The following is a 15,093-nucleotide window of genomic DNA, read 5'->3' as shown; positions in this document are numbered from 1 at the left end:
GATCAAGCCTGACCGCCCGGAGCCGGGGACGGTCGCCCCAGCCCCCCACCGCAACCAACGGCCGGAGACCAAACCGCCAGACAGGTCAAACGCCAGACCGCCGTACCCCGAAAAGCGCGGGGTACGGCGGTCTGGCGTGGACGTCAGGAGCCGGGGGTGTTGTTGGCACCCTTCGTGGTGGCCGTGAGGTAGTCGCGGTTGAGGCGGCCGATGGTGTTCAGCGGGATGCCCTTCGGGCAGGCCGGGGTGCATTCGCCGGCGTTGGTGCAGCCGCCGAAGCCGGCCTCGTCGTGCGCGTCGACCATGCCGATCACCCGGGTGTAGCGCTCCGGCTGCCCCTGCGGCAGAAGCGAGAGCTGGGTGAGCTTGGCGGCGGTGAAGAGCATGCCGGAGCCGTTCGGGCAGGCCGCCACGCAGGCGCCGCAGCCGATGCAGGCCGCCGACTCGAAGGCGGCGTCGGCGTTGGCCTTGGCCACCGGGGTGGAGTGGGCTTCCGGCGCGCTGCCGGTCGGTGCGGTGACGTAGCCGCCGGCCGCGATGATCCTGTCGAAGGCGCTCCGGTTGACGACCAGGTCCTTGACGACCGGGAAGGCGCTGGCCCGCCACGGCTCGATGTCGATCGTCTCGCCGTCCTTGAACTGCCGCATGTGCAGCTGGCACGCGGTGGTGCCGCGCTGCGGCCCGTGCGCGTCGCCGTTGATCATCAGGCCGCACATGCCGCAGATGCCCTCGCGGCAGTCGTGGTCGAACGCCACCGGGTCCTCGCCGGCGAGGATCAGCCGCTCGTTGAGCACGTCGAGCATCTCCAGGAATGACATGTCCGGGGACACGTCGTCGACCGGGTAGGTCACCATCCGACCCTTGTCCTCAGGGCCCTTCTGGCGCCAGATGCGCAGGGTCAGGTTCACTTGTAGCTCCGCTGCGTGGGGTGGACGTATTCGAACTTCAGGTCTTCCTTGTGCAGCACCGAGGGCGCACCGTCGGCGGTGAACTCCCAGGCCGCCACGTACGCGAACCGGTCGTCGTCGCGCTGCGCCTCACCGTCGGAGGTCTGGTGCTCGGCCCGGAAGTGGCCGCCGCAGGACTCCTCGCGGTGCAGGGCGTCGATGCACATCAGCTCGGCCAGTTCGAAGAAGTCGGCCACCCGGCCGGCCTTCTCCAGCGACTGGTTGAGTTCCTCGCCGGTGCCGGACACCTTGACCCGCTGCCAGAACTGCTCGCGCAGGTCGCGGATCTCGCCGATCGCCTTGCGCAGCCCGGCCTCGCTGCGTTCCATGCCGCAGTGTTCCCACATGATCTGGCCCAGTTCCCGGTGGAACGAGTCCACGGTCCGGTCGCCGTTGACCGCGAGCAGCCGCTGGATCCGGTCCTCCACGTCGGTACGCGCCTCGACCGCCGCGGGGTGGCTGGCGTCGACCTTCTCCAACCCGCCGGAGGCCAGGTAGTTGGCGATGGTGGTGGGCAGCACGAAGTAGCCGTCCGCGAGGCCCTGCATCAGCGCCGAGGCGCCGAGCCGGTTCGCGCCGTGGTCGGAGAAGTTCGCCTCACCGATCACGAACAGGCCGGGGATGTTCGACTGGAGGTCGTAGTCGACCCACAGGCCGCCCATCGTGTAGTGCACGGCGGGGTAGATGCGCATCGGCACCTCGTACGGGTCCTCGCCGGTGATCCGCTCGTACATCTCGAAGAGGTTGCCGTACTTGGCCTCGATCGCCTTGCGGCCGAGCCGGTCGATCGCGTCGGCGAAGTCGAGGTAGACGCCGAGCTTGGTCGGGCCGACGCCGCGACCCTGGTCGCAGACGGCCTTGGCGGCGCGGGAGGCGATGTCCCGGGGCACCAGGTTGCCGAAGGAGGGGTAGATCCGCTCCAGGTAGTAGTCCCGCTCGTCCTCCGGAATGTCCTTCGGGCTGCGGTCGTCACCCTTGGCCTTCGGCACCCAGACCCGGCCGTCGTTGCGCAGCGACTCGCTCATCAGGGTCAGCTTCGACTGGTGGTCGCCGGAGACGGGGATGCAGGTCGGGTGGATCTGCGTGTAGCAGGGGTTGGCGAAGTACGCGCCCTTGCGGTGCGCGCGCCAGGTGGCGGTGACGTTGCAGCCCTTGGCGTTGGTGGAGAGGTAGAAGACGTTGCCGTAGCCGCCGGAGGCGAGCACCACCGCGTCGGCCATCTCGGTGCTGATCTCGCCGGTGACCAGGTCCCGGACGACGATGCCCCGGGCCTTGCCGTCGACGATGACCAGCTCCAGCATCTCGTGCCGGGTGTTCATCTCCACGTTGCCCAGGCCGATCTGCCGTTCGAGGGCCTGGTACGCGCCGAGCAGCAGCTGCTGGCCCGTCTGGCCCCGGGCGTAGAAGGTGCGCTGCACCTGGGCGCCGCCGAAGGAGCGGGTGTCCAGCAGGCCGCCGTACTCGCGGGCGAACGGCACGCCCTGGGCGACGCACTGGTCGATGATGTTGACGGAGACCTCGGCGAGCCGGTGCACGTTCGACTCCCGGGAGCGGAAGTCGCCGCCCTTGACGGTGTCGTAGAACAGCCGGTGGATGGAGTCGCCGTCGTTGCGGTAGTTCTTCGCCGCGTTGATGCCGCCCTGCGCCGCGATGGAGTGTGCCCGCCGTGGGCTGTCCTGGTAGCAGTACGACTTGACGTGGTAGCCCTGCTCGGCCAGGGTCGCGGCGGCGGAGCCGCCGGCCAGGCCGGTGCCGACCACGATCACCGTCATCTTGCGGCGGTTGGCGGGGTTGACCAGCTTGGCCTCGAAGCGCCGGGTCTCCCAACGCTTCTCGACCGGGCCGGCGGGAGCCCTGGTGTCGGCGATCGGGTCGCCCTCGGTGAAGAGTTCCATGTCAGGACACCAATCCGGTGAGTACGGCGAACGGGACCACCAGGTACCCGGCGCAGAGCAGCACGGCGAAGATCAGAGCCGCGGTACGTGCCCGACGCTCGCCGCGTGGCGTCTGCTGGCCGAGGCTGCGGAACGCGCTGAACGCGCCGTGACGCAGGTGGAAGCCCACCGCGAGGATGGCGAGCGTGTAGAAGAGCGTGACGTACCAGCGCTCCGGTGCGAAGTCGGCGACGACGTTGCCGTACGGCTTGCTGGCGTTGCCGACCGGGTTCAGCGTCCCGGTGGTCAGGTCCAGGAGGTGGTAGATCACGAAGAGCAGGATGATCACGCCACCCCAGCGCATCGTGCGGGCCGCGTAGCTGCCGTTGACCTTCTTGCGGTGGGCGTACTTGACCGGGCGGGCGGCGCGGGCACGCCGGGCCAGCACGGTGGCGGCCACGATGTGGGCGACGACCGCCACCACCAGCACGGTGCGCAGGATCCACAGGAACCAGACTCCGGGCAGCAGTGGCTTGCCGATGTCGCGCAGCCAGTGCGCGTAGTGGTCGAACGAGGTCTCCCCCGTGAACACCTTCAGGTTCCCGAGCATGTGGGCGATCAGGAACAGCGCCAGCAGGATGCCCGTCACCGCCATGACGGCCTTGAGGCCGACGTTGGAGCGAATGGGCGACCGAGTTTTCGTGATTACCACACGACCGACGCTAGGAGTACTTCGATCAGTCGTCCAATGCATCAAACTCGCAGTGTTGATAGCCGTAAGCTATTTAGATGCAGCTCCATCAGCTCCGGTACTTCGTCGCGGTGGCCGAAGTACGACATTTCACCCAAGCCGCCGACGTCGTGGGCATCACACAGCCCTCTCTCAGTAAGCAAATTCACGCTCTGGAGGCCGACCTCGGCGCACCGCTGTTCGAGCGGGTAAGGGGCAACATCGCGCTCACCGCGGCGGGTGAGGTGCTGCTGCCGTTGGCCACCCGGATCCTCGCCGACGTGGAAACCGCCACCCGGGAGGTCCAGGAGTTGGTCGGACTGCGCCGGGGCCGGGTCCGGCTCGGGGCCACCCCCAGCCTGGCCACCTCACTCGCGCCGCCGGTGCTGCGCCGGTTCCGCGACGCGCACCCCACCGTCGACCTGCGCGTCGAGGAGGGCGGCTCCCAGGACCTGGTGCGCGACCTGCTCCGCGGCGACCTCGACCTGGCCCTGATCATCATGCCGGCGCAGGGGGCCGACCCGGGGCTGCGGGTCGACCCGATCCTGCGGGAGAGCCTGGTGGTGGCCTCGGTGGGGGAGGTGGCGACCGCGTCGGCGACCGGGGAGCTGCGAATCACCGACCTGCGGGACCAGCCGATGGTGATGTTCCGGGAGGGGTACGACCTGCGCGACGCGACCATCCAGGCGTGTCGGGAGGCGGGCTTCGAACCGACCTTCGCGGTGGACGGCGGCGAGATGGACGCGGTGCTCAGCTTCGTCGAGGCGGGGCTCGGCATCGCGCTCGTGCCGGGCATCGTGCTGGCCCGCCGGCCGGGCGTGCGGATCACCCCGCTCGCCCCGCCCGGGGTGCGGCGGACCATCGCGGTGGCCCGTCGGCGCGACGTCGTACCCACCCACGCCGGTCGGGAACTGCGGCGCATCCTGCTCGACTACATCCAGTCGGCCATCGACCTCGGCGAACTACCCCCCGGCGTCGAGCCACTGACCTGACCGGACCGGCCGCCGCCGCGACGAGGGCAGCAGCGGCCAGGCCGGCGGGCTCAGCGGCCCTCGGCGTCGTCCATCGCGCGGTAGATCCGCTGCTCGGAGACGGGGTACGGGGTACCCAACGCCTGGGCGAAGACGTTCACCCGCAACTCCTCGATCATCCAGCGGATCTGCCGGACGGCCGTCTCCTGGCGGCGGGCCGGCGGCAGGTTGGCGAGCAGGTCGGCGTACTCCTTCTGCACCACCGCGATCCGGTCCTGCTGCTGGCGGTCCCGCTGCGGGTTGCCGCCCAGCCGGTCCAGTCGACGCTCGATGGCGGTGAGGTAGCGCAGCAGGTCGGGCAGGCGCGCGTACCCGGTCTCGGTGATGAAACCGGCGTGCACCAGCCCGGCGAGCTGGTTGCGGATGTCGGCCAGCGCCGCCACCACGGCGAGGTTGCGGGTCGCGCCGAGCCGCTGCTCGACGGCGTACGCGGCGGCGAGGACCCGGCGAACCCGGTCCATCACCTCGACGACGGTGTCGACCAGGTCGGCGCGGACCTTCTCGCGCAGCGCCGCGAACCCCTCGGCGTCCCACGCCGGCCCGCCGGCCGCGCCGATCAGCCGGTCGATGGCCGCGCCCGCCGCGTCCTCGATCAACTCCTGGACGCCGCCGTGCGGGTTGCGGCTCAGCGCCAGCTTCGCCTCGTTGCTGAGCCGCCCCTGAAGGAACCGCGCCGGGGACGGCACGGTGAGCCGCAGCAGCCGGCGGGTGCCGGCCCAGTGCGCCGCCTCCGCCTCGGCGGGAGAGTCGAACACCTTCACCCCGACCGTGGCACCCTCGTCGACAAGCGCCGGGTACGCGGTGACCGCGTAACCCGCCCGGACCTGTTCGATGGTCCGGGGCAGCGTGCCGATGCTCCACTCCCGCAACCCGGTACGGGCCACCTCCGGCGCGGCGGCCGCCACCACCTGGCGTACCTCCTGACGCAGTTGGCGTTGCAGGGCCGGCAGGTCCTTGCCCTCGGCGACCGGGTTCTCGTCGTCGCCGAGGACCCGGAAGGTCACCCGCAGGTGCGCCGGGAGCTTGCCCGGTTCCCAGGCGTCGCGGGGCACTGTCACCCCGGTCATCCGACGCAGCTGCCGGGTGAGCGCGTCCAGCAGCGACTCCTCGCCGGGGGTGATCGCCGCCAGGGCGGCGCGGGCGTAGTCCGGCACCGGGACGAAGTTGCGGCGGATCGCCTTCGGCAGCGAGCGCATCAGCGCGATCACCGTCTCCTCGCGCAGCCCCGGCACCTGCCAGTCGAAGCTCTCCGCCGGCACCTGGTTGAGCAGCGGCAACGGGATGTCCACTGTGACGCCGTCGTCCGGCGTACCCGGCTCGAACCGGTAGGTCAGCGGGAGGCTCACCCCGTCGGCCTGCCACTCGTCCGGGTAGTCGTCCTCGTCCACCCCCGGTCGGCCGTCGTTGACCAGCAGGTCGCGGGTGAAGGTGAGCAGGTCGGGTTGCTCCCGGCGGGTCTTCTTCCACCAGCTGTCGAAGTGCCGCCCGGACGAGACGTCGGCCGGGATCCGTTGGTCGTAGAAGCCGAAGATGGTCTCGTCGTCGACCAGGATGTCCCGGCGCCGGGCGCGGCTCTCCAGCTCCTCGATCTCGGCGAGCAGCCGCTTGTTGTCCGCCCAGAACTGGTGGTGGGTCTGCCAGTCGCCCTCGACCAGGGCGTGCCGAATGAACAGCTCCCGGCTCAGTGTCGGGTCGATCCGCCCGAAGTTGACCTTCCGGGAGGTGACCAGGGGGATTCCGTACAGGGTGACCTTCTCGTAGGCCATCACCGCGGCCTGCTTCTTCTCCCAGTGCGGTTCGCTGTAGCTGCGCTTGACCAGGTGCTGCGCCAGCGGCTCGACCCACTCCGGCTCGATCCGGCCGGCGATCCGACCCCACAGCCGGGAGGTCTCCACCAGCTCGGCGGCCATCACCCAGCGCGGCGGCTTCTTGAACAACGCCGACCCGGGGAAGAGCGCGAACTTCGCGCCCCGAGCCCCCAGGTACTCGTGTTTCTGGGCGTCCTTCAGGCCGATGTGCGACAGCAGGCCGGGCAGCAGGGACTGGTGCACCTTCGGGGTGTCGATCTCCTCCGGCAGGTCCGCGCCGCCACGGCGTCCGCGGCCGGCGTCCGCGTCGTCCGGGGTGTCGCGGGCCGCCCGTCCCGCGCGCCGATCACTCTCCTGCGGGGTACGCAGCACCTGCCGCAGTTGGCTGACGATGTCCTGCCACTCGCGGATCCGCAGGTAGTTCAGGTACTCCGCCTTGCACATCCGGCGGAACGCGCTGGAGGAGAGTTCCCGCTGCTGCTCACGCAGGTAGCGCCACAGGTTGAGGTAGGCGACGAAGTCCGACTCCTGGTCGGCGAACCGGGCGTGCGCCTGGTCCGCCTGGGCCTGCTTCTCCGCCGGCCGCTCGCGGGGGTCCTGAATGGAGAGCGCGGCGGCGATCACCAGCACCTCGGTGGCGCACCCGTTGCGTTCCCCTTCGACCACCATCCGGGCCAGCCGCGGGTCCACCGGCAACTGGGCCAGCCGCCGGCCGAGCGCGGTGAGCCGCTTCGCCGGGTCGGCCTCGGTCGGGTCCAACGCGCCCAGCTCGTGCAGCAGGTTGACACCGTCGGTGATGTTGCGCTTGTCCGGCGGGTCGATGAACGGGAACGCGGCGAGGTCGCCGAGCCCGATCGCGGTCATCTGGAGGATGACCGACGCCAGGTTGGTCCGCAGGATCTCCGGGTCGGTGAACTCGGGCCGGGACAGGAAGTCCTGCTCGTCGTAGAGGCGGATGCAGATGCCGTCCGACGTACGCCCGCAGCGGCCCTTGCGCTGGTTGGCCGACGCCTGCGAGACCGGTTCGATCGGCAGCCGCTGCACCTTGAGCCGGTTGGAGTAGCGGGAGATGCGGGCGGTGCCCGGGTCGACCACGTACTTGATCCCGGGCACGGTCAGCGACGTCTCCGCGACGTTGGTGGCGAGCACCACCCGGCGCGAGCTGTGCGCGGCGAAGACCCGGTGCTGCTCGGCGCTGGACAGCCGGGCGTACAGCGGCAGGATCTCGGTGCCGAGCAGCGACCGCTTCTTCTGCACCAGCTTGCCCAGCGCGTCGGCGGTGTCCCGGATCTCCCGTTCACCGCTGAGGAAGACCAGGATGTCGCCGGGGCCCTCGGCGGCCAACTCCTCGACGGCGTCGCCGATCGCCTGGATCTGGTCGCGGACGTTCTCCTCGTCGCCGTCGCCGTCCTCCTCGCCCTCGGCCAGCTCGACGAGGGGCCGGTAGCGCACCTCCACCGGGTAGGTGCGACCGGAGACCTCGACGATCGGCGCCGGATTGCCCTCGGCGTCGGCGAAGTGCCGGGCGAACCGGTCGGTCTCGATGGTCGCCGACGTGATGATCACCTTGAGGTCGGGGCGGCGGGGCAGCAGCTCCCGCAGGTACCCGAGGATGAAGTCGATGTTGAGGCTGCGCTCGTGCGCCTCGTCGATGATCAACGTGTCGTACTGGCGCAGCATCCGGTCGGTCTGCAACTCGGCGAGCAGGATGCCGTCGGTCATCAGCTTCACCAGGCTGCGCTCGCTGACCTGGTCGGTGAAGCGCACCTTGTAACCGACCACGTCGCCCAACTCGGTGCCCAGCTCGTCGGCGATCCGGTCGGCCACCGTCCGGGCGGCCAACCGCCGGGGCTGGGTGTGCCCGATCAGGCCGTTGATGCCGCGCCCCAGCTCCAGGCAGATCTTGGGAATCTGGGTGGTCTTGCCGGAGCCGGTCTCGCCGGCCACGATCACCACCTGGTGATCGCGGATGGCAGCGGCGATGTCGTCCTTGCGCTCGCTGACCGGCAACCCCGCCGGGTACGTGATCACCGGCACCGCCGCCCGGCGGGCGGCCAGCCGCTGCTCGGCCCGAGCCAGCTCGGCGGTGATCTCGGTCAGCGCCGCCTCCCGGCGCTGCGGGTCGCGCAGCTTGCGGGCACCGTCGAGGCGCCGCTGGAGCCGGCGCTGGTCGCGGAACATCAGGGGAGTGAGGCGGCGGTGCAGCTCGCGGACGGTGTCGGTCGCGGCGGAGGCGGTTGGATTCTGCATGTCGTGCCCAAGGATAGGCAGCGCGGCGGCGGATTGCCCCTGGGTTACCGCGCGAGGGGTGCGGCAGCGCGGGGACGGCCGTCTAGAGTTGCGGCCGACGTCGAGCGCTGGGGGGCCGGGATGGAGCTGCGGGACACCGACCGGGCGTTGGTGCAGGCCGCCACGGCGGTCGCCAAATTGCGATGTCGCAGCCCGCGCCATACCGGCGCGTCGGCCGCCCGGACCGCCGACGGGCGGGTGTTCTCCGGCGTGAACGTCCAGCACGACAGCGGAGACATCTGCGCGGAACTGGTCGTGATCGGCACCGCCGCCACGCAGGGCGTGACCGAGTTGGAGACGATCGTCACGGTCACCGACCGGGGAGGCGAGGTCGTCGAGCCGTGCGACAGGTGCGGGCAGGTGCTCGGCGCCTACTTTCCGTCGCTGCGGGTGATCGTCGGCGAGGTGGACGACCTGCGCGTGGTCCCGATCGAGGGCCTGCTCGGCTGACCATCGAGACCTTGCCCGGCTGACCATCGAGGGCCTGCTCGGCCGGCCTCAGTCGCCGGAGGCCTCCTCCAGCATCGACCGGGACATCGGCACGCTTTCGAACCGCACGTTGCCCTCCGGCACCATCCAACTCGTCACCCGTGCGACGAGCAGACCCGCGCGGACGGCCGGATCGTCGGCGTAGAGCGCGCGTACCTCCTCCGGGGAGATCGAGAACACGACGAAGCCCCGTAGCTGGCCGTCGTCGGCGTCCAGGAACGGCCCGGCCGCCAGCACCAGCCCCTGCTCCACGAACCCCGCCTGGTGGGCCAGGTGGGTGCTCTGCACCCGGTCGATCGCCTCCGGTGGCAGGTCCGGCGGATTCGACGGCCGGCTCAGGAGGACGACCGTGTGCTGGTCGAATCGCATGGTCACACCCTATGGCGCGATCGGGGTGGGATGTCCCTCTTGCGGGTGTCATCGGTGCTCTGTCGCACTTGTTCCCGTCCGCAGAAGATGATGCGGCCACTGGACGTGCTGCCGGGCGGCGGCCGGGGACGGTGGCGCGGCGGGCGAACCGGAGGCGTCCGCGTCGGTATCGACCGACGCCGGTTAGGTCACTTTCTGCAGGTCGTCTAAGGTTAGGCGAACCTAAGCTCGAACGTGCAGGAGACTCGTGACCACCCTCGTCGACCGGCCGACGCCGGCCCGCAACCGGTCCGGTACCCGTACCGGCCGACGGGTCGCCGTCACCGTCGGGGCGGCACTGGTGCTGCTGCTCGCCGTGCTGGCGAGCTTCGCGCTGGGCAGCCGGCCACTCGGTGTCGACGCGGTCTGGCACGCCCTCGTCGCGCCGGACGGCAGCGACGCGAGCACGATCGTCCGGGAACTGCGCATGCCGCGTACCGCCCTGGGCCTCGCTGTCGGGCTCGCGCTCGCCGTGGCCGGGGTGCTGTTCCAGGCGCTCACCCGCAACCCCCTCGCCGAGCCCCGCATCCTCGGCATCAGCGCCGGCGCGTCGTTCGGCGTGGTGCTCGCCATCTCCGTCTTCGGCGTCGGCACACTCGCCGGCTACGTCTGGTTCGGCATCGCCGGAGCACTGGTCGCCGGGCTGTTGGTCTTCGCCATCGCCAGCCGGGCCCGCGAGGGCGCGAGCCCGGTCACCCTCGCGCTGGTCGGCGCGGCGCTCGACGCCAGCCTCGCCTCCGGGGTGTACGCGCTGCTCAGCATCGACGCCCGCACCTTCGAGGAGTACCGGTTCTGGGTCGTCGGCGGGCTGGCCGGCCGGGATCTCGGCGTCACCGCCCAGGTGCTGCCGTTCGTCCTCGTCGGGCTGCTGCTGGCGACGCTGGTGGCCCGGGGCCTGGACGCGCTGGCTCTCGGCGACGACGTGGCCCGTGGCCTGGGCCACCGGATCGGGCTGGTCCGCCTCGGCGGTGGCCTCGCCGCGGTGCTGCTGACCGGCGCCGCGGTGGCCGCCGCCGGCCCGGTCGCCTTCGTCGGGCTGGCCGTGCCGCACCTGGCCCGCGCCCTGGTCGGCGCGGACCACCGCTGGACCCTCGCCGTCTCCGCCCTGCTCGGGCCCGCGCTGCTGCTCGGCGCCGACGTCGTCGGCCGGCTCGTCGCCCCGCCCGGCGAGATACCGGCCGGGATCATCACCGCCCTGATCGGCGCGCCGCTGCTGGCCGTGCTGGTCCGTCGCGCCCGGGTGGTGACCGCGTGACCACCACCAGCCGAGCCTCCGGTCCCGCCGACCAGCCCGGCCCTTCCGGCTCGCCGGACTCGGCTGGGTTGCCCGGCCCTGCTGGTCTCGCTGGCTCTGCTGGCCCTACTGGCTCTGCTGGTCTCGCTGGCTCTGCTGGCCCTACTGGCTCTGCTGGCCTGCCGGCCGTCCTGGCCGCCGGCTCGGCCGGTGCCGTCCGGGCTGGAGTGCCGGGGCGCTCGCTGCTGCGCGTCGGCCCGGTCAGCCTGCTGATCCGCCGCCGGGCGGTGCTGGTGGCCGCGGTGCTGACCGTGCTGCTCCTGCTGGCCGTCGTGCTCAGCCTGTCCCTGGGCACGCCGTACGTCGCCACACCCGACGTGCTGCGCGCCCTCTCCGGCGCCGGCACCCCGTACGACCTCGTGGTTCTTGATCTTCGGCTGCCGCGGGTCGTGCTGGCCGCGGTGGCCGGGGCGGCCTTCGGCGTGGCCGGCACGCTGATCCAGAGCGTGGCGCGCAACCCCCTCGCGAGCCCGGACGTCATCGGCATCACCCAGGGCGCCGGCCTCGCCGCGACCGTGGCGCTGACCAGCGGTGCGGCGGCGGTGCTGGTGGCACCGAGCGCGCTGATCGGCGGTTTGCTGGCGGCGGTGCTGCTGTTCGCCCTCGGCGCCCGGCACGGACTGGCCGCGCAGCGGTTCGTCCTCGCCGGCGTGGCTGTCGCGTTCGCCTTCCGGGCGCTCACCGAGGTGGTCATGCTCACCGCCGACCCGATCGACGGCCTGCGGGCGCAGATCTGGCTGATCGGCACCCTCGCCGGCAAGGGCTGGACCGAGGCCGCCTGGATCGCCGGCACCCTGCTGGTGCTGCTGCCGGTGCTGGCCTGGGCCGGCTGGGCCCTGAACAGCACCGCCCTGGACGACGACACCGCGCGCGGCGTCGGGCTGCGTCCGGTGGCCCGCCGGATCGGGCTCGCCGGCACCGGCGTACTCGTCGCCGCGATGGTCACCGCCCAGGTCGGCGCCGTCGACTTCGTGGCGCTTGTCGCACCTCAACTGGCCCGCCGGCTGGTCCGCGCCGAACGGCCCCCGCTGGTCTGCGCCGCGCTGCTCGGCGCGCTGCTGCTGGTGCTGGCCGACCTGGCCGGTCGGCGGCTGTTCGCACCCACCCAACTGCCGGCCGGTGTGCTGACCGCCGCGATCGGCGGCCCGTACCTCATCTTCCTGCTGCTGCGTGGCCGGCGGCGGTCGTCGTGACGCCCTCAAGGAGTCGTGTGATGCTCTCCACCCGCGACCTGGTCGTCGGCTACGACGAGAGGACCGTGCTCGACGGGCTCACCCTGGACCTGCCGACCGACGCGTTCACCGTCATCGTCGGCCCCAACGCCTGCGGCAAGTCCACCCTGCTGCGCACGATGGCCCGGCTGCTCACCCCGCGACGCGGCACCGTCCTGCTGGACGGAACCGCCATCCGTGACCTGCCCACCCGCGACGTGGCCCGCCGGCTCGGCGTCCTGCCGCAGAGCCCGCTGGTGCCCGAGGGCGTCACGGTGGCCGACCTGGTCGGACGCGGCCGACAGCCGTACCAGCGGTGGTGGCGGCAGTGGTCGTCGTCCGACGGCGCGGCGGTGGACGAGGCGATGACCATGGCGGACGTGGCCGACCTGGCCGACCGGCCGGTGGACAGCCTCTCCGGCGGCCAGCGGCAACGCGTGTGGATCGCCATGACCCTGGCCCAGGACACCGACGCCCTGCTGCTGGACGAACCGACCACCTTCCTCGACCTGGCCCACCAGGTGGAGGTGCTGGACCTGCTGCACCGGCTACGCGTCGAGCGCGGCCGCACCGTGGTCGCCGTGCTGCACGACCTCAACCAGGCCGCCCGGTACGCCGACCACCTGATCGCGATGCGCGCCGGCGCGGTGGTGGCCGCCGGTCCGCCCCGGGAGATCCTCACCGCGGACCTGGTCCGGGACGTCTTCGGGCTGGCCTGCGTCGTCGTCCCCTGCCCGGTGACCGGAGCGCCGCTCGTGGTGCCCGCGTACACCGGTGGCCCCGCCGCCCGGCCGTCGGGCCCTGGTGTCCCGTCCGCTGACGCGGGCGACCCCGATTCGTCGACGGCGTCCGTCCCGGACGCCCGACCCGCCACCGGCGACGCGGCGACCCCGCTCGCCGGCACGTACCCCTCGAAAGGACTCTGATGCGTCGTCTCGTCGCCGCTCTCGCCGCGGCCGTCGCCCTCGGCGTCGGACTCACCGCCTGCGGTGAGAGCGACCCGGTCGCCGGCTTCACCACCGGGGAGACCCGGGAGATCACCCACGCCATGGGCACCACAAAGGTCCCGGCCGAGCCCAAGCGCGTCGTCGTGCTCGACACCGACAAGATCGACACGGCGCTCTCGCTGGGCGTCACGCCGGTCGGCGCCGCCACCGCCGGTGAGGCGAAGAGTTGGCCGACGTACTTCGGCGCGGACAAGCTCGCCGGCATCAAGGAGGTCGGGGTGCTCACCGAGCCCGACCTGGAGGCGATCAACGCACTCAAGCCGGACCTCATCCTCGGCAGCAAGTTCCGCCAGGAGAAGTTCTACGACGAGTTGTCGGCCATCGCGCCCACCGTGTTCACCGACAAGGTGGGCATCACCTGGAAGGACAACTTCCTGCTCGACGGCAAGGCGCTCGGCCGCGAGCAGCAGGCCAAGGACCTGCTCGGCGCGTACGAGAAGCGGGCCAAGGACTTCGGCGCGACGCTCGGCGACCCCGCCGCCCGCAAGGTGTCGATCGTGCGGTTCATCCCGGGCAACATCCGGGTGTACGGCCCGGACTCCTTCTCCGGCATCGTCATCGGCGACACCGGCCTGGGCCGCCCCGAGCGGCAGCTGCTCGCCAACAAGGAGGACAAGCGCTTCGACCTGGTCAGCCCCGAGCGGATCAACGAGGTCGACGGCGACGTCATCTTCGTGACCGCATACGGCGACAAGGCCGCCGCCGAGCAGACCAAGGTCGCTGGTGGGACGCTCTGGAAGGGCCTCGGCGCGGTCAAGGCCGGCAAGGCGTACCCGGTCTCCGACGAAGTCTGGATGACCGGCATCGGCGTCGGCGCCGCCAACAAGATCCTCGACGACCTGGCCAAGTACCTCCCCGCCGCCTGACAAACCCCCCTTCCGCACACGGTCACGCACCCCGCGCGCCGTGCACCCCGCGCGCCGTGCACCCCGCCGCGCCGTGCCGCCGCCTCCAAGATCCGCGCAAGTTCGGTGTAACTGCTGCCTCGTGAGCTGTTGAGGCAGCAGAATCCCTGAAGTTGCGCGGATCTTGGAGCATCTGGGTGTGGGCCGAGGCGAGTCAGCGGGAGCGGGCCCGGAGGGCTTGCCGGAGTTCGGCGAGGAAGCCGTCGAAGTCCTCGCGGAAACGCTTCGCGGTGACGTGCAGGACAATCCAGTCCTCGCCCAGCAGTCGATTGAGGCGGCGTCGGTCTTGGTGGAACTGCTCGGGGTCGTCGTGCCACAACCCGTCGTACTCGACGGCGATCTTGAGGTGCGGCCACGCCAGATCGAGACGGGCGACGAACCGCCCATCGCGCTCGACCACGAACTGCGTCACGGGCGCCGGCACCCCGGCGAGCACTATCCGCACGCGGAGCCGGGACTCTGGTATCGACTCCGCGCCTGCGTCGGCCAGCTCAGCCACCCGCACCATCCGTTTCCAACCCCGGTTGCCAATAAATGCCCGGGAGTTCGCGCGCAGCCGAGGGAGCGCCACCAGCCGTTGGTTGGCGAGGCGATCCACGATGGCGACGGCGTCCTCCGTCGGGAGCCACTGGGCCACGTCCCAACAGGTGCGCATCGGCGTGGTCAGCGGAATGCCCTGCCGTACCGCAACGTCGGTCGCGGCGATCGCACCGGTGTGCACAACGAGCCCCGAGACCGGACCGAACCGCTGGCCGGCGGGCACGAGCACATCGATGGGCTCGTCATCGGCGACCGGCACCGCGCCGTAGAGCGCCGCCGCACTGCGACCAGCGATCGCTACGCCCGGTGGCAGAACCAACCGCGCCGCGGCCGCACAACGAGTGCGGTGGGTGATTGCCAGCCGGGCATCGGCGTAGACATCCCGGAATAGCGGACGCCATGCCGTGCTGCGCAGCTCCGTCCGGGTCAGCAGGCCCTGGGCAACGACGCGGGAGCCGCGAAAGACGCGTCCCTGCAGACTCGCCGGCCGTCGTGGGGGAACAGGCATGACAGACACGATGACCGGCTTTGGCGCTTGCCGGCAGCCCCTGTGGATAACC

At 71.4% G+C, this 15,093-nt stretch carries 12 protein-coding genes; 6 read left to right on the top strand and 6 right to left on the bottom strand.

All coding sequences use genetic code 11. The annotated features are described in order from the left end of the window. Positions 1 to 143 precede the first annotated feature (143 nt). Genes ABZU52_RS21680 through ABZU52_RS21670 form a run of 3 tightly spaced genes read right to left on the bottom strand, consistent with a single transcriptional unit; the run spans position 144 to position 3,575 of the window. Entirely contained in the window at positions 144 to 908 is a 765-nt protein-coding gene (locus ABZU52_RS21680; protein WP_354972803.1) for a succinate dehydrogenase/fumarate reductase iron-sulfur subunit, read from the bottom strand. Continuing rightward, positions 905 to 2,842: a fumarate reductase/succinate dehydrogenase flavoprotein subunit gene (locus tag ABZU52_RS21675; RefSeq protein ID WP_354972802.1), complete on the bottom strand. Its 1,938-nt coding sequence runs from the start codon at positions 2,840 to 2,842 to the stop codon at positions 905 to 907. Before ABZU52_RS21675 ends, ABZU52_RS21680 begins: the two co-directional genes overlap by 4 nt. Before the next feature lies 1 nt (position 2,843). Continuing rightward, on the bottom strand, positions 2,844 to 3,575 hold the full coding sequence (locus ABZU52_RS21670) for a succinate dehydrogenase cytochrome b subunit (protein WP_354972801.1): 732 nt from the start codon (positions 3,573 to 3,575) through the stop codon (positions 2,844 to 2,846). Between the two features lie 35 nt (positions 3,576 to 3,610). Here ABZU52_RS21670 and ABZU52_RS21665 point away from each other — a divergent pair, with 35 nt between their 5' ends. Beyond that, positions 3,611 to 4,543: a LysR family transcriptional regulator gene (locus ABZU52_RS21665; protein WP_354972800.1), complete on the top strand. Its 933-nt coding sequence runs from the start codon at positions 3,611 to 3,613 to the stop codon at positions 4,541 to 4,543. Positions 4,544 to 4,593: 50 nt separating this feature from the next. On the opposite strand, the gene hrpA is transcribed toward ABZU52_RS21665, so the two are convergent. Beyond that, the gene (gene hrpA, locus ABZU52_RS21660; RefSeq protein ID WP_354972799.1) at positions 4,594 to 8,640 is read right to left on the bottom strand and encodes an ATP-dependent RNA helicase HrpA; all 4,047 of its coding nucleotides are present in this window, start codon (positions 8,638 to 8,640) and stop codon (positions 4,594 to 4,596) included. Positions 8,641 to 8,760: 120 nt separating this feature from the next. Between hrpA and ABZU52_RS21655 the strand changes: the two genes are divergently transcribed. Beyond that, positions 8,761 to 9,129, top strand: a complete 369-nt coding sequence (locus ABZU52_RS21655) for a cytidine deaminase (protein WP_354972798.1) — start codon at positions 8,761 to 8,763, stop codon at positions 9,127 to 9,129. Between the two features lie 48 nt (positions 9,130 to 9,177). Here ABZU52_RS21655 and ABZU52_RS21650 read toward each other — a convergent pair whose 3' ends face one another. Beyond that, positions 9,178 to 9,537, bottom strand: a complete 360-nt coding sequence (locus tag ABZU52_RS21650) for a YciI family protein (RefSeq protein WP_354972797.1) — start codon at positions 9,535 to 9,537, stop codon at positions 9,178 to 9,180. Between the two features lie 247 nt (positions 9,538 to 9,784). On the opposite strand from ABZU52_RS21650, the gene ABZU52_RS21645 reads away from it, so the two are divergent. From ABZU52_RS21645 to ABZU52_RS21630, 4 genes are all read left to right on the top strand, one after another. Further along, a complete protein-coding gene (locus tag ABZU52_RS21645) occupies positions 9,785 to 10,831 on the top strand; it encodes an iron ABC transporter permease (RefSeq protein WP_354972796.1) in 1,047 nt (348 codons plus the stop codon). 206 nt (positions 10,832 to 11,037) lie between these two features. Further along, positions 11,038 to 12,063: an iron ABC transporter permease gene (locus ABZU52_RS21640; RefSeq protein ID WP_354972795.1), complete on the top strand. Its 1,026-nt coding sequence runs from the start codon at positions 11,038 to 11,040 to the stop codon at positions 12,061 to 12,063. Positions 12,064 to 12,083: 20 nt separating this feature from the next. Continuing rightward, positions 12,084 to 13,007 (top strand): ABC transporter ATP-binding protein, encoded by a 924-nt coding sequence (locus ABZU52_RS21635; RefSeq protein WP_354972794.1) that lies wholly within the window; start codon positions 12,084 to 12,086, stop codon positions 13,005 to 13,007. Beyond that, a complete protein-coding gene (locus ABZU52_RS21630) occupies positions 13,007 to 13,954 on the top strand; it encodes an iron-siderophore ABC transporter substrate-binding protein (protein WP_354972793.1) in 948 nt (315 codons plus the stop codon). The genes ABZU52_RS21635 and ABZU52_RS21630 overlap by 1 nt, the downstream gene beginning before the upstream one ends. A 193-nt stretch (positions 13,955 to 14,147) precedes the next feature. Here ABZU52_RS21630 and ABZU52_RS21625 read toward each other — a convergent pair whose 3' ends face one another. Then, on the bottom strand, positions 14,148 to 15,041 hold the full coding sequence (locus ABZU52_RS21625; protein ID WP_354972792.1) for a hypothetical protein: 894 nt from the start codon (positions 15,039 to 15,041) through the stop codon (positions 14,148 to 14,150). Positions 15,042 to 15,093 lie beyond the last annotated feature (52 nt).

Origin of the sequence: Micromonospora sp. NPDC005220, assembly GCF_040607895.1 — a bacterium.
Classification (GTDB): Bacteria; Actinomycetota; Actinomycetes; order Mycobacteriales; family Micromonosporaceae; genus Micromonospora.
Note: the sequence above shows the minus strand (reverse complement) of the source record. Positions and strands in the feature narration are given on the sequence as shown.